The sequence below is a fragment of the Clostridium sp. CF012 genome (assembly GCF_018861755.1).
Lineage (GTDB): Bacteria > Bacillota > Clostridia > Clostridiales > Clostridiaceae > Clostridium_AD.
Window position 1 is genome coordinate 212,430 of the sequence record NZ_JAHLEF010000002.1, and the last position, 14,848, is coordinate 227,277.

The window sequence follows — 14,848 nt, forward strand, 5'->3', positions numbered from 1 at the left end:
TTCTTATCCCTCCAGGCATAGTTTGTTTTTCACTTTCAGGAGTGTTTCCCTGATTGATACAGCAAAATATAATAATCCTGTTTTAAGCAGTAAATACTTTAGCTTATCTGCGGTACTCAAATATTTACTATGCATTATTGACTTAGAATTTATTTCAGCTATTTTAATAGAAACTAATTCTCTAAAACCTTCAAGTTCTTTGTAACTGTTGTAGTCCTTATAATTATCATGTTCTTTATAATTATTTACTTTTTCTAACTTCTTTGCCTGTCCGTATCTTTTATAAAATAATACATTAGCTAAAAATAGATATTTTAGGCTAAAGCTTTGAAAAACTTCTTCATATTTATAATACAGTTCGCTTTCATTTAAACTGGATTTTATGTTGTTAACCGTAGATATTATATCTCTACCAGCCTTAAAGGATGGTACCTTCGTAATTGCTCCCTCTCGTTGAACATATGAATAAAGTGGTTCATCTATAAACCCCACACGGTCCGCTTTAAAGAATAATTCAAAGGTTGTCCCAATATCCTCGTAAAGCATGCCTTCTGGGTAAGTAATATTACCTTGCACAAATAAGCTTTTACTATATAGCTTGTTCCATGCATATGCTGGAATATTATTTGTTAAGTATGCGCGAATAACTTCATCTTTATTATAGATGCGATCATAATCCACAATATTCTTCTCCTGGCCAAGGATGGTGCCTTCAGAATCTACCTTTGTTAAATTACAGCATACAATGTCTAGTTGTCTATCTCTAGCACTAGCATACATTTCTTCAATCATCGCTTTATCTATATAATCATCGCTATCTATAAAAGCGATGTATTTCCCTCTGGCAATTTCAAGTCCGCTGTTTCTTGCTGAGCTAAGTCCTCCATTTTCCTTGTTTATAATGCGAAGGTTATTGTACTTACTTGCAAAACTATTTACTATTTTCATGCTATTATCCGTTGATCCATCATTAACAACTATAATTTCAATATCGGTCAGCGTCTGACTAAGCGCGCTACATAAACATTTTTCAATATAAGCTTCTACATTATAAACAGGCATAATTAAACTAACTACAATCTCTGGCATTTTTTCCATTTGAACCTCCATTACTCCTAAAGCACAATGTCTTTAGAATCTTCTATTTTTATAGTGATGAGATAATTCTCATTCTATTACCTTATTTTCCACTTCTCGCCTTTTGTGAGCCTTATAATCAATAATAAACAAATAAAGTGGGAAGGTATAAAATGCAAAGCTATCAAATTGTACATATAAATATAAAATAATTATCAAATCAAATATATTTTCTCTATTTCTAATTACTTTTGATAATATAAGAAGCATTATAGCTATAAACCATAAGAACCCTAGCTCACTTATTAGTCTTATAGGCATACAAAATAATTGATTTTCCTTTGAATTAGCAAGCACCGCAACTTCACTCGTATAAGGATTTGAATATTCCGCTAAGGCATCGTAAAATCCATATTGAAGAAAATAATACGAATTCCCAAGTCCTGCACCAAATAGTGCTCTCATGGGTTCCTTTTGATAGCCCCGTATAGAACTATTTATCCTAAAAAACCTTGCTGCTAGCGAGGGATCACTATATATCATATCAGTGTAGGTGTCTCCATTTAACATCTTAGTAACCCTTGTATTTCCTTGTATCTGAAGCGATAATACACTAGACATTAAAATAATCAGTACAAAAACCACAATTTTCTTAGAAACCACTATTTTTTTCTGAGCAAAGAGCTTTGCAACTATAAGTGCCATAACAACTACGAAATCCACTAAAAATCTAGCACTATCTCCGGATATTAAGGTTAGGGCACAAAACAAACTCATTAATATAACTAATTTCTTTTTTAGCAATTTATCCTTAGTTGCTAAATAAGTTAAGTAAAGAACACCTGCTATATGTAGTGAAATAAAAGATGGTTCTGTAAAAGAAAATGCTAGTCTATCGTAATATCTTTTTTCTATTAGATTAAATATGGAGAGTACAAAGCCTATTCCAAACTTTAATGCTATAAACTTAACTACTCCATAAACAAAAGCAATTGAATATGCAAAGGTTAAGATCTTCACGTCTTTTTTCATATCAATTTTATAAATTATATATCTAATATATAGGGATAAATAAAACAACATCCCAAAGGATAATGTAATTACCCCGTCAATAGTATTTGCTATGTCAGGTTTGTAAAATAAGTATAATGAAAAGGTATAAATCGCAATTATCACCATTAAAAAAACATATTTTGAATTTAATCTAATACTCTGTCCTAATTGCTTGATGTTGGTAAGGGCATAAAAGGCAAATATTATTGGTGAAATTGTTGCCCAGCCCTTAGAGGGTGCAAAAAATAAATTGTCAAAGGGAATAAAAAATACCGCTAATTTAAATAAAAACTCCATTAATATCTCTCCTTCTTATAACACTGCTGTTATAATAAACTAAAAATCACTTTTCCGTCATATTCTAAAAGAGTTATAATAGATACTCAAATTAACTTTCACAATCTAGCACTTCATTAAATACCTTGTCCATCCTGTTTATATATTTTGCTTGGGTAAACATATTTAACACTTTTTCTCTATTATTTAAAATCACTGTTTTCTGCATATCTCGATCTCCCTCAATAGACAACAATAATTTATATATTTTCTCGTGATCATCATACCTCACAAAATATCCATTTTTACTATGCTCTATTAAATCTGGTATACCAGCATAATTTGTTGTTACAATAGACATTCCATTTGCCATACCCTCTATAATTGATATAGGCTGACCTTCTTTAGGATATCTTGTTAAGAGCATAAATACATCGCCCTCTTGTAGCATTTCTAATTTTTCATTTCCTTGAACTATACCTCTATAATCAATAATATCTCTGAGTTTATTTTCATCTATAAATTCATTAAACTCACTTTCATCTTCACTATTATAAAATTTACCTGCAAAGATAAAATTAAACTTTTTCACTGAATTATCACTACATAGCTTTGCCACTTTGAGTACGTCTTTATACCCTTTACTTTCAATAAAATTACTTAAATACACTATATTAAATTTGGCCTTAGTATCTAAATCACTCATTTTTAAATTAAATTTTTCTTCATTAATTAAATATTGTTCATCTACACAATTTTCTACAACATGTATTTTACTTGGTTCCACAATGCCTTTAAATATATGTTTAAGCGAATTCCCCAGTACTATAGCTCCACTGAGCTTTCCGAAAAGTTTCAAATTGATCTTCTTTATGTGGTTTTTGCAATCGCTCTCTAGCATAGTTCGGAAGTATCCACCATGTAAATGTACTAAGATTTTTTTCTTCTTCATAAGTAAAAGCTTAATTATTATTAAGTCTCTTAAATTTCCACCTGTAGTTTGTGCTATTGTTAAATAATACAAATCAGCATCATTCTTAATAATTTTATATATATTAGAGATTATTCTCTTATTATTTGTAATATCCACGTTACTAAACTCATATTTTTCCTTAAGCTCTGAATTGTATAATGTATCCACCGCCTTAGATAATCCATGTATTGGAGGTGGAAACTGAGCTATAAAACATATTTTCTTTTTCATAAGATCACCTACTATCTATATTATTTAAAACCTAATATCTACTATTTAGCACCTATTATCTATTACTACGCATTTCTGCAAATCTATCTATAAATCATCACCTGTGGTGCTGCAATATTAACTATTAAGCATTTGGGCGTATTTATCTATTGAACTATTCTTTTTAAGTTTATCTTCTATGGTTTTTCTGCCTCTTGCTCCCAGTTTTTTAAAGGAAGCTTTGTCTTCGAGAATTTCACTTATAGCAGATTTGATATTCGAATAATCACCTGGGCATACACACATGCCGCACTCACAATTTTCAATTAGAAGCCTTGCTTCAGAATCTTCCTCGAGTATTCCTAAAACTGCTTTTCCTGATGCCATTACCCCATAAATCTTACTAGGTACGGAAATACCCTTTATGCCCTTAGCATTAGTAACTAGATGTGCATCTGCAGCATTCAAGGAATAAATTAAATCCTCTTTATCCTGATAAGGTATGAATTTAACATTGCTCATATCATGCTTGACCACATAATCAACTAGTGTCTGCTTCATAGTGCCATCCCCTACAAAGGCGAAAACCACATCCGTGCTATGCTTAAACTCACCAATAACTTTAATAATATTTTCTAAATCATAATAAAGACCAATATTTCCTGAACACATGAATACAAACTTATTCTTTAATCCGTATTTCTCTTTAAAAGAAACTACCTTTGGATCCAGAGGTGATAGTGGATATATCTGCTCTTCATCTATCCAGTTATTTATAACAACATTATTTGGAGTCTCCTGGCCCTCAAATCTCGCCCTTAGTGTTTGCTGCATATCTCTTCCTACTACCACAACAGTGTCAGCTCTTTTGCAACTGAATTTATCTAAGGCCCTTGCAAAGTTCAATATAAATTTATTTTTAGAATAGCCTACAGCTTCCGTTTGTTCTGGATTAAAGTCTTGAATATTATATATATATTTAGCTCTTTTTAGCGTCTTACCTATTACTCCTAGTAATCCACCTAAAATTGGTGGTTGAGATATACTAAAAACCACATCTTGTTTTCCTGCACTAAAAGTAGCAATTATTGCATTAAAAAAGTATGCTAAAATGTTTTTCACGCGGCTGATTTTATTTTTCTTTTGAAACTCAGGCACTCTAACACGTATAAGCTGCATACCGTTATACTCCTCTTTATGTATTCTTTTACCTTTATATTTATCTGCCACCTTGCCATCATAACTAGGCACAACACATATTACGGTTATTTCAAACTCTTCCCGAAGGCCCTCGCATAACTCTGTTAATATTTGCCCAGTAGAGGCTACATCCGGATAAAAATAGTGTGCATACACTAATAGTTTTCTCTTCATAATCTGCTCCTTTTGATTGTCTAGTTGTAATGTTATTGTTTAATCGTCGATTGTAATGTTATTGTTTAATTGTTGATCGTAATATTATTGTTTAATTGTCACTTGCAAAAAAAAAATTTTAAAACCTGTTTAATTCATAATTACTGTCTAGTCTTTTGATTATTCTAGCAGGGTTGCCGGCTATAATAACATTTTCTGGGAATTTACCACTTACCACACTGCCAGCTCCAACTACAGAATTATCTCCTATTTCTGATCCTTTTAAAATAAGTGAATTACAGCCTATAAAAACATTTTCTCCAATGACAATAGCTTTTTTAGCTACCATACTCATATTATTCATTTTTCTCGCTTCTGCTTCAATAGGGTGAAAATCGTGGTCCAATATTTTAACATTTCCACCTATATTAGTATAATCTCCAATTTGGATAGATTGTTTAGAATAAATTGTAGCCCCGGAAATCCCCACATTATTACCAATGTGAATTTTTCCTCCTTCTCTAGCTACAATTATTGTTCTTTGATATAATCCAACTAAATTAGATAGGAAATCACTTTTTATAGTACAGTTATTACCTAGGCTTAGCTCTGCCTTTTTCTGCTTAAAAATAACAGGCAATCCAATTAAATTTAAATGCTCTCCATATTCAACCTTATTAAATTTCATAAACACTTTAAAGTAATTACTTTTAAATTTAAGCATTTTATCTCCTAACCCTTATAGTTTTCTTTGAACCATTGGTATGCCATCTTAACTCCATCCTCTAGTTCCACCTTGTACTTCCATCCTGTCTCTTCAAGCTTGCTTACATCTAGAAGCTTTCTCATAGTGCCATCAGGCTTATCACTATTAAATTTTAATTCACCCTTAAAGTCAACAACCCGCTGTATCATCTCTGCTAATTGCCCTATAGTGAGCTCCTTGCCAGTTCCCACATTCACATGCTCTTCACCATCGTAGTTTTCTAGAAGGAAAACACAAGCATCTGCCATATCATCTACATATAAAAACTCTCTTAGTGGCTTCCCAGTTCCCCAAACTTCAACTACCTTATCATTATTAACCTTAGCCTCATGAAATTTTCTAATAAGTGCAGGCATAACGTGGGAATTATTCAAATCGTAATTGTCATTGGGACCATAAAGATTAGTTGGCATACAGCTTATAAAATTATCACCATATTGTCTTTTGAAAAACTGACACATCTTAAGCCCAGCAATTTTAGCTAATGCATAGCCTTCATTTGTTGGTTCAAGATATCCTGATAATAAATATTCTTCTTTAATTGGTTGAGGGCACATTTTAGGATATATACATGAGCTTCCTAAAAACAAAAGCTTTGTAACCTTAAAATCATGTGCAGCTTTAATAACATTATTTTGTATTTCCAAATTTTCATATATAAAATCAGCTGGGTAGGTTTTATTAGCACCAATTCCGCCAACTTTCGCCGCTGCCAGGACTACATAATCAGGTTTTTCTGTTTCAAAAAAAAGTCGAACAGCTTGCTTATCCATTAAATCTAACTCGCTATGAGTTTTTTCTATTATGTTTGTATATCCCTTTTGTTTAAGGTTTCTAACTATAGCGGACCCTACAAGTCCGCGATTTCCAGCTATATAAATTTTACTATTTTTATTCATAACAACACTTCCTTACATATTTACCGCAGCTTTTGCTCTAGCTACATAATCCTCTTCATCTATAAATTCATCATCTATTCCAGCTATAAATTCCTCTGAACTAATTCCAGCTATTGCTCTCATATCAGCATCTACCATCATCTTAACTAGTCCTTTAAAACTAACTTTTCTTTCCCAATTAAGTTCTGTTTCAGCCTTTGTGGAATCTCCCCAAAGCAGTTCAACCTCTGTAGGTCTAAAGTATCTAGGATTTATATCAACTAAAAGCTTTCCAGTTTCTTTATCATATCCTTTTTCATCTACTGCTGTGCCCTTCCACATTACCTCTATATCAACTTCCTTAAAAGCCAGTTCTACAAATTCCCTAACAGTATGAGTTTCATTAGTAGCTATAACAACATCCTGTGGCTTATCTTGTTGAAGCAACAACCACATAGCCTCTACATAGTCTCCTGCAAAGCCCCAATCTCTTTTTGCATCCATATTACCAAGAGATAGTTTTTCTTGTTTACCTGCTATAATACTAGCCACTGCTCTTGTTATCTTTCTAGTAACAAAGGTTTCTCCACGTCTAGGGGATTCGTGATTAAATAATATACCATTACAAGCAAACAAATCATAAGCTTCTCTATAGTTTACAGTCATCCAATAAGAGTATAATTTAGCTACTCCATAAGGACTCTTTGGGTAAAAAGGTGTTTTTTCACTTTGTGGTGCAGTACCTGGCAGCCCACCGAATAGTTCTGATGTGGAAGCTTGATAAAATTTGCATTTGAGTCCGCTCTCTTTTATAGCATCCAGTAGCCTAAGTGTACCTATTCCATCTGTTTCTGCAGTATATTCTGGCACTTCAAAAGATACCTGAACATGACTTTGAGCACCTAAATTGTATATCTCATCTGGTCTAACTTTTTCTATTATTCTATTCAGATTACTTGAATCCGTTAAATCTCCGTGATGAAGAAATAGTGTTTTATTTCCTATCTTTGGATCTTCAAATAAATGATCTATTCTCTTTGTATTAAAAGAACTAGCACGTCTAATTATTCCGTGTACTTCATAACCTTTTCCTAATAATAATTCTGTTAAATAAGATCCATCTTGTCCTGTTATTCCTGTTATCAATGCTTTTTTCATATATATTACTCCCTTTCAATCTAACTAATTCTACTTTTTAGTTCCTTCATATTTTCCATTTCATCCTTATTTCCAACAAATATCATATCGTCATTTTCAACCACAAATATGTCCTTAAGTCCCGCAATAACAATAGGTTTACCATTACTAATAATAATATTATTGCTACAATCAATGTTACGTACATTACCCATACAAACATTATTATCGCAGTCTTTCTCTCTATATCTCTCTACAGACTCCCAACTACCCACATCATCCCATCCGAAATCTGCTGGAATAACGTATATGTCTTCCACTTTCTCCATAATTCCAAAATCTACAGATATGTTGTCTACATTATTGTATTTTTCCTCTAGTACTCTACTATAATCTTCATCTGAGGCCCCAGCTATTTCACTTAGCACATCAAAGGTATTTTTCAAATGCTGCCTTGTAAGTCTTAAGATGTTCGCAGCCTTCCAAATAAACATTCCACCATTCCAAAGATAGTTTCCATCTTTTAAATACTCCTCAGCCCTTTGTAAATCTGGTTTTTCAACAAATTTTTCAACATGTCTAACCTCATTCCCAGCTACCTTACAATTCATATGGCCGTAATTTATATAGCCATAGCCGATTTCTGGTCTATCTGGTTTCATACCAATAGTTACTATAGCTTCTTTATTCTCATTTACAAAAGCATCCGCGGAGTTTAATACTTCAAGGAAATTCTCCTCATCTTCTATAAGATGATCTGAGGGTAATACGGCAATAGTTGCATCTTCATATATTTTATTAATGTGAAAAGCCGAAAGCGCTATGCAAGGAGCTGTGTTCTTCCCTACTGGCTCTATAATAATATTCCTATGTGGCAAACTAGGTAGCTGCGCCTTAACTAAATCCATATAACGACTTCCCGTTACTATAAATATTCTTTCTATAGGAATAAGCTTCACTAATCTATTCACACTCATTTGAATCATTGTATCCTCACCTGTAAGATTCAAAAACTGTTTAGGTTTTTCTTCCGTGGACAAGGGCCAAAATCTACTTCCTTTTCCTCCTGCCATTATTAACGCACATAACATATTTATTTTCCTCCTCTTACTAATTAATATAGCTGAAAATTGTTCTAATTCTAACTTGCTTTCTCATCTCCAAATAGAACTCCAACAGTTTTAAAAATAAGTACTATATCTACAAGCGTATTTCTATCCTTTAAATACTCAACATCCATTTCCATCCATTCTTCAAAGCTAACATCACTCCTACCCCCAACCTGCCAATAGCAAGTTAAGCCTGGTTTAGCAACTAATCTTTGCTTTTGAAAAGGGGTGAACTGCGCTACTTCTTTAGGCAAACTTGGTCTTGGTCCAACCAGTGACATCTCGCCCTTTAATATATTTATAAGTTGAGGCAACTCATCTATACTTGTCTTTCTAATAAACTTTCCTATTTTAGTTATTCTTGGATCTTCCTTTATCTTAAACATGGGTCCTGACATTTCATTATCCTCTTCAAGATCATCTAGAAGAACTTCTGCATCTGGGCACATAGATCTAAATTTATACATCAAAAATCTTTTGCCATCTTGTCCAACTCTTTTCTGAGCAAAAAAAACAGGCCCCTTGGAATCTAACTTAATCCAAATACCCACCACAATCATAACTGGACTTATTATTAAAATCCCGCACAGTGCGCCCACAATATCAATTATTCTTTTAATTATAAAATATCCTAGGTTTTTCTCATTCTCTTTTACAAACTCCACCTGTGTAACTCTTGAATCTGTCTTTGTTTCTTGCATTTATATTCCCTCCTTGTTTTATAATATGCAAATTTTCAATTTATCAATCTATTGCATTAATAACCATGTACTGCAATATAAAGTTAACCACTAGTTATTTTACATTTTTAAAACTATATTCAAAAAATGTAATTTCATGTAAATGATATTTCTAAAAATATATACACTATCTAAAGTGTTATGTATTTAGGTTTTAATTTTATATGTATGGACAATAATACTATCTCGTTTTTTATTAATTTCACATTTAAAAAACATGATCTTTTTTCTAATATCTTGTATGTAATTAAAGAAATATTAAATTTAGTGCGTTTTTTTTCTATAATTTAGAGTATACCATAATTCTACAAAATAAGTGTTAATTTTTCATTAAGTTTGGTTAAAATCTTATTAAATCCAATATTTACGACATTTATTTTCTTTATTATTCCAATTTTGTTGTTTTTCTCGACTTATATTTTAATTTAATTAAATCTTTTCTGATAAATATGGATAATTTGAATATCACCGCAGTAGTGTGATGATGTATTTTACCCTCTAATTCACCCTTTCTGCCTATAACTTATAGTGCCCCCCTTGGTCTTACTGCACCCATAAGGACCTCTATAACTCGACGCAAAAAAAACCAGAAGGTTACTTCTGATTTCATACTTTCACATTTATGATTATAATTTAAATAGTCACTCTAAATTCTTTCAATACCCCAACAATCCCTCATTCTGTGAACTTTACATGAATAAAAGAGTGATAATTCTTTTTTCGTTCTCTTTTGATTTCCTTCTGTACGCATTAAGTATAAATTTCGACAAGTGATTTGCAATAAAAAATCGCAATAACTATCGAATGTGACAGTTGGATAATTTCATATAATAGAAAAAATAGATTTTCTTCCTTCGGATTCTTTCCCTTCTCTCCCCGTCTATTAAGTATGAATTTCTCCGTAGTGACTTGCAATAAAGAAGCGAAAAAACATTGAAATTCCATTTAGAAATTCTTCTTTTGCGAATATAAAATCCTCGTAAGCCTGACAGGATGTCAGGCTAGCGAACCCGAGGCAGTACAGCCAGGGTGAACGCTATATAATTTTACATAAGCAAAAGATTTGATTTTTGTTTTTAATTTCCCTTCCCTCTCCAACTATTAAGTGTGAATTTCTCCGAAGTGACTTGCAATAAGATACGCAGAAACTATTGAAATTGGATTTAGAAATTCTTGCTTTGCGAATGTAAAATCCTCGTAAGCCTGCCAGGACGGCAGGCTTACGAACCCGAGGCAGGACGCCGAGTGTGAGTGTTAGAGAATTTTACATGAGCAAAGCATTAGAATTTCTTAATCGAATTTCCTGTTTTAAGTCCGATTGCAAGGCACGTAGGAGAATTACTCCCCTTAATATTTTTTGCACTTGGGTTTTTCTTTACCTTCTCTATCAAACGCTAACTGAGCATTAAGCTCTCCCCCCAGTAATATTATAATAGAGGTAATATAAAGCCACAGCATAAGCACTATAACTCCTCCTATACCGCCATATACACTAGAATAGTTATTGAAGTTATTCACATAATATGCAAAACCTAAAGAAGATAACAACCAACCTAAAGTACTAAAAGTAGCCCCCGGCATTACTTCTCTCCAGGTCATTCTTCTACAAGGAGTAAAATGGTACAAGGATGCAAATATAAACACCATCCCTATTAGAGTTACTACGTACCTTATGATATCCCAATTTAATATGAACTTACTAGATACATGAAACTTATTTACAATCACTCCACCTATCATTTGTCCAAATACTACTAAGGCTACTGCACCTATGATAACCAAGGCCAGACCTACCATAAATAATACAGATATAATTAGAGTTTTCCAGTAAGGTCTTGTTTCTTTCTCATCATAGGCTTTATTTAATGCCTTTATTATAGCTCTAAATCCGCTAGACCCAGTCCACAATAAACCTATTATACTTAGTGATACTAAATTACCACTTGTTTTATCAAAGACATCTATAACCGTAGTGTAAATTAAATCAAAAGTACTCTTAGGCATTATTTGGCTTAGATATACTAACACATCATTACTCTTTAAATCACTATACCCCAGCATGCTAAGTAGCAGTAATAGAAAAGGAAAAAAAGATAACAACAAATAATAAGTAACCTGAGCTGCCAAGGCAGTAATATCATCATCAATAACCCTTGATACAAGTCTTTTTAAATCCTTAAACATATAGTCACCACCCTTTTCAGTTTACAATCAACAATGATCCGCTGAGATTTATTAATAATCTCTATATTCTAATATTATAACCTAAAGTGTATTTATATTCCAATAAGTTATCCAGCGGTAGGCTAATCAACCCATGAAGGTCCGCCATATAGGATGTTCTGATAGTAGAGCATTCGTTAACAGACCCTAAGTTTATTCTATGAAAAATTTCCTAGCGCACTTATTCGACGTACTGTCTCAGGGGCGATAGTAACTATACGCATTTTGTAATTACTCTGATATAATATGTATTATATGAAGATATTACATCAGAGGAGGTCCTTAGCATGAAATTAGCACTAGCCCAATTAGATATTGCCTTTGAAGATAAAGCTGTGAATAGTGAAACTGCGTTGCAATTCATAAAGCAGGCAGCTTCAGAAAAGGTGGATATGATACTTTTCCCTGAAATGACTTTAACAGGCTTTTCTATGAATACCTCTTTAATAGGAGAGATTAATGATGAAACCACCGAATTCTTTAAAGAGATGAGTTCTAAATTTAATATTTTCATAGGCTTTGGATATGTAGAAGGTACTTCTAATAGTAAAAATAAATACTCTGTAGTGGCTCCCTCTAACGTAGACCTTGTAAACTACACTAAAATCCATCCTTTTTCCTTCGGAGAGGAAACTGAATTTTACCAAAGTGGAAATCAAATAGAATTTTTCGATGCTTTTGGTTTTACTGTTGCCCCTTTCATCTGCTACGATTTGCGCTTTCCAGAAATATTTCAGATAGCTTCAAAGACTGCGAACTTAATTACCGTCGCAGCTAACTGGCCACTCCAGCGCCGTGAACACTGGATTACTCTACTAAAAGCAAGGGCTATAGAAAACCAATGTTATATAGCGGGTATAAACAGAGTTGGGGAAGGAAATGCTCTAACCTACAGTGGGGACTCCATGATAGTAGATCCACTAGGAAATATAATAAGTAGCTTATATATGGAAGATGGTCTAATTATAGCTGATATCTGCACTGAGAATGTTACTCAGATTAGGGAAACCTTTAGGCTTAAAGAAGATAGAAAAGAAGCTTTGTATTCTAATTTATCAGCGGGCTCGAAATAGGAAAATATATGCTATTATTAAACTAAGGAGTAAGAATTATGAATATAAAAAGACGAAATTTATTGTCAAACAAAAAAATTAAACTAACATTATTAATAATTTATACAATTGCCATAATCTATTTTATGTTCTTTGGATTCAGTAGACATATGGGTAACACCCTTCGAGAATATCGATTTTCAGTAATTCCTACTCGAATACCTTTATGGTATCCAAAAGGTTTATCACTTGGTATTTTTAAATCATGGATTTTTAGTTTAGGTAATCTATTAGCCTTTGTACCTTTTGGAATACTAATACCTATGATATTTGGTAATAAATATCACAAATTTATATTTATTTTTTTGATTTCTATATTTTCATTAGAAATTCTTCAAATGATAACATACCTTGGTAGTTTTGATATAGAAGATATAATTGTAAACTCACTAGGAGCTACCATAGGTTTTTTATCATACAAAATAGGGAATAAATCTAAATTAGTATCAAAAAAAATAATTAGTACTGTATTTTTAATTATGATTTTCTCTTTTATGATGATTGGTTTTGCAGAGAGTTTTAATGAATTGTTCGCTGTATAATTTTACACAATAGATTAAGAATGAGATTAAACACGGATTAAGTGAAGTCGAAGATTTTCAGTTTCGCTACTGAATAAGTTATTAAAACTATAAGTTATAGATGGTAATAAAATCAAAATCAAGATAAGGAGTTTTGTTTATGATAAATATAGAAATTAGCAGACCTAAAACTGAAGATATTGACTTGATTAATGAGTTTTTCGAGATTGTAATTAGAGATACCTTTGAAAGAAATGGAATTACCGATTTAGTAGATATAATAAAGTAAATGATTCTTTATCAAAAATATAAGGCCTGCAACTTTTATAAAAAAAAGTTAACAGGCTAATTTTTTTTACTTACAAGTTTTAATTGAGCTATATTTTTCATATTTCTAGCAGTATTGATTATTATGAATTAAAGGAATTTTTTTCAATATATTAAGAAATTTAGATTATTTTAATAGCGAAAAGTTAATATTATAATATATTTTTAGATAATAAATTTTCAGATAATTAAAAATTTATCCACAATTTAAGCAAAGTTATCCACATAAAGAGGATAACTTTGTTTAAATGTACATGTAATAAGCCATACGATGCTAATAACTCCAAATTTTATGAAATTCATTCTAATTAACAGAATAGTTATACACAGGCACGAATTAAGTCTAAATATAAATTCTATCAGAAAATTTCTTTTTCATCATGAATATATCCCGTTCATCGTTAACTCCTTCATGCTAATATAATCATTTTTTACTCACATTTTAAACCTAATTTGAAATATGTTTTATAGCACTTTTTATTGTCTCCTACAGCAATTTATAAATATATGTAAAGAATATAAACAATTGAACTATCAGTATTATAGGTATTCCTATAACAAACTTATTATGCTTAGTTTTATGCCTAAATAATCGCATACCCATAAATATACCCAAAGCACCAAACGCAAAAGCTATAATGAAAAGAGTACTTTCTGGCGTTCTCCAGCTCTTCTTTTTTGATTTCTTCTTATCTGAATACATCACAAAAATACCGTATAAGTTAATAGCTAAAATATAATACAACAAAAATTTCATGTTTTTTCCTCCAATTGAATTCTAGTGCTTTTATTATATATTAAATGCTTGTCTTTAACAATAATTCCCCAATGCATTAAATGAAATTCCATTGGGGGATTTATTGTTTTCATTTCTCCTATATAATACATGGCAAACACAGCCTATCGGCTAAAAGATTTTGGGCGGGTTATCGAAATTCCATTCGAACGCTCACATGCCTCGGGGTCTTTGGCCATTGATGGGGGGGCTTTGGTTGTGAAATCTCTCCGAAGTGACTTGCAATAAGAGGCGCAGAAACATTGAAATTGCATTTAGAAATTCTTCTTTTGCGAAAATAAAATTCTCGTAAGCCTG

At 31.9% G+C, this 14,848-nt stretch carries 14 protein-coding genes; 3 read left to right on the forward strand and 11 right to left on the reverse strand.

The annotated features are described in order from the left end of the window. Window positions 1-3: 3 nt before the first annotated feature. The 10 genes from KPL50_RS03570 to KPL50_RS03615 all read right to left on the reverse strand — a co-directional run bounded on the left by KPL50_RS03570 (window position 4) and on the right by KPL50_RS03615 (window position 11,756). Window positions 4-1,098 (reverse strand): glycosyltransferase, encoded by a 1,095-nt coding sequence (locus KPL50_RS03570; protein WP_216297069.1) that lies wholly within the window; start codon window positions 1,096-1,098, stop codon window positions 4-6. A gap of 69 nt (window positions 1,099-1,167) precedes the next feature. Further along, on the reverse strand, window positions 1,168-2,427 hold the full coding sequence (locus KPL50_RS03575) for a hypothetical protein (protein WP_216297070.1): 1,260 nt from the start codon (window positions 2,425-2,427) through the stop codon (window positions 1,168-1,170). A gap of 91 nt (window positions 2,428-2,518) precedes the next feature. After that, window positions 2,519-3,610 carry a glycosyltransferase family 4 protein gene (locus KPL50_RS03580; protein WP_216297071.1) on the reverse strand — a complete coding sequence of 364 codons (1,092 nt, stop codon included), beginning with the start codon at window positions 3,608-3,610 and terminating at the stop codon, window positions 2,519-2,521. A 117-nt stretch (window positions 3,611-3,727) separates the two neighbouring features. Beyond that, complete coding sequence (locus KPL50_RS03585; protein ID WP_253200430.1) at window positions 3,728-4,963, reverse strand: glycosyltransferase family 4 protein; 1,236 nt, start codon at window positions 4,961-4,963, stop codon at window positions 3,728-3,730. A 118-nt stretch (window positions 4,964-5,081) separates the two neighbouring features. Next, the gene (locus KPL50_RS27370) at window positions 5,082-5,666 is read right to left on the reverse strand and encodes a DapH/DapD/GlmU-related protein (protein WP_290443190.1); all 585 of its coding nucleotides are present in this window, start codon (window positions 5,664-5,666) and stop codon (window positions 5,082-5,084) included. 8 nt (window positions 5,667-5,674) lie between these two features. Further along, complete coding sequence (locus tag KPL50_RS03595; protein WP_216297072.1) at window positions 5,675-6,607, reverse strand: GDP-L-fucose synthase; 933 nt, start codon at window positions 6,605-6,607, stop codon at window positions 5,675-5,677. A gap of 12 nt (window positions 6,608-6,619) precedes the next feature. Next, on the reverse strand, window positions 6,620-7,744 hold the full coding sequence (gene gmd / locus KPL50_RS03600) for a GDP-mannose 4,6-dehydratase (RefSeq protein WP_216297073.1): 1,125 nt from the start codon (window positions 7,742-7,744) through the stop codon (window positions 6,620-6,622). Window positions 7,745-7,764: 20 nt separating this feature from the next. Beyond that, on the reverse strand, window positions 7,765-8,814 hold the full coding sequence (locus KPL50_RS03605; protein WP_216297074.1) for a mannose-1-phosphate guanylyltransferase: 1,050 nt from the start codon (window positions 8,812-8,814) through the stop codon (window positions 7,765-7,767). A gap of 50 nt (window positions 8,815-8,864) precedes the next feature. After that, a complete protein-coding gene (locus KPL50_RS03610; RefSeq protein ID WP_216297075.1) occupies window positions 8,865-9,533 on the reverse strand; it encodes a sugar transferase in 669 nt (222 codons plus the stop codon). Window positions 9,534-10,919: 1,386 nt separating this feature from the next. After that, window positions 10,920-11,756: a YihY/virulence factor BrkB family protein gene (locus tag KPL50_RS03615; protein WP_216297076.1), complete on the reverse strand. Its 837-nt coding sequence runs from the start codon at window positions 11,754-11,756 to the stop codon at window positions 10,920-10,922. A gap of 326 nt (window positions 11,757-12,082) precedes the next feature. On the opposite strand from KPL50_RS03615, the gene KPL50_RS03620 reads away from it, so the two are divergent. The 3 genes from KPL50_RS03620 (at window position 12,083) to KPL50_RS27375 (ending at window position 13,717) form a co-directional block, all read left to right on the forward strand. Beyond that, window positions 12,083-12,868, forward strand: a complete 786-nt coding sequence (locus tag KPL50_RS03620) for a nitrilase-related carbon-nitrogen hydrolase (protein WP_216297077.1) — start codon at window positions 12,083-12,085, stop codon at window positions 12,866-12,868. 38 nt (window positions 12,869-12,906) lie between these two features. Then, window positions 12,907-13,449: a VanZ family protein gene (locus KPL50_RS03625; RefSeq protein WP_216297078.1), complete on the forward strand. Its 543-nt coding sequence runs from the start codon at window positions 12,907-12,909 to the stop codon at window positions 13,447-13,449. Window positions 13,450-13,588: 139 nt separating this feature from the next. Beyond that, window positions 13,589-13,717, forward strand: a complete 129-nt coding sequence (locus tag KPL50_RS27375) for a hypothetical protein (RefSeq protein ID WP_290443191.1) — start codon at window positions 13,589-13,591, stop codon at window positions 13,715-13,717. Window positions 13,718-14,242: 525 nt separating this feature from the next. Here KPL50_RS27375 and KPL50_RS03630 read toward each other — a convergent pair. Then, on the reverse strand, window positions 14,243-14,512 hold the full coding sequence (locus KPL50_RS03630; RefSeq protein WP_216297079.1) for a DUF1294 domain-containing protein: 270 nt from the start codon (window positions 14,510-14,512) through the stop codon (window positions 14,243-14,245). Window positions 14,513-14,848: the final 336 nt, after the last annotated feature.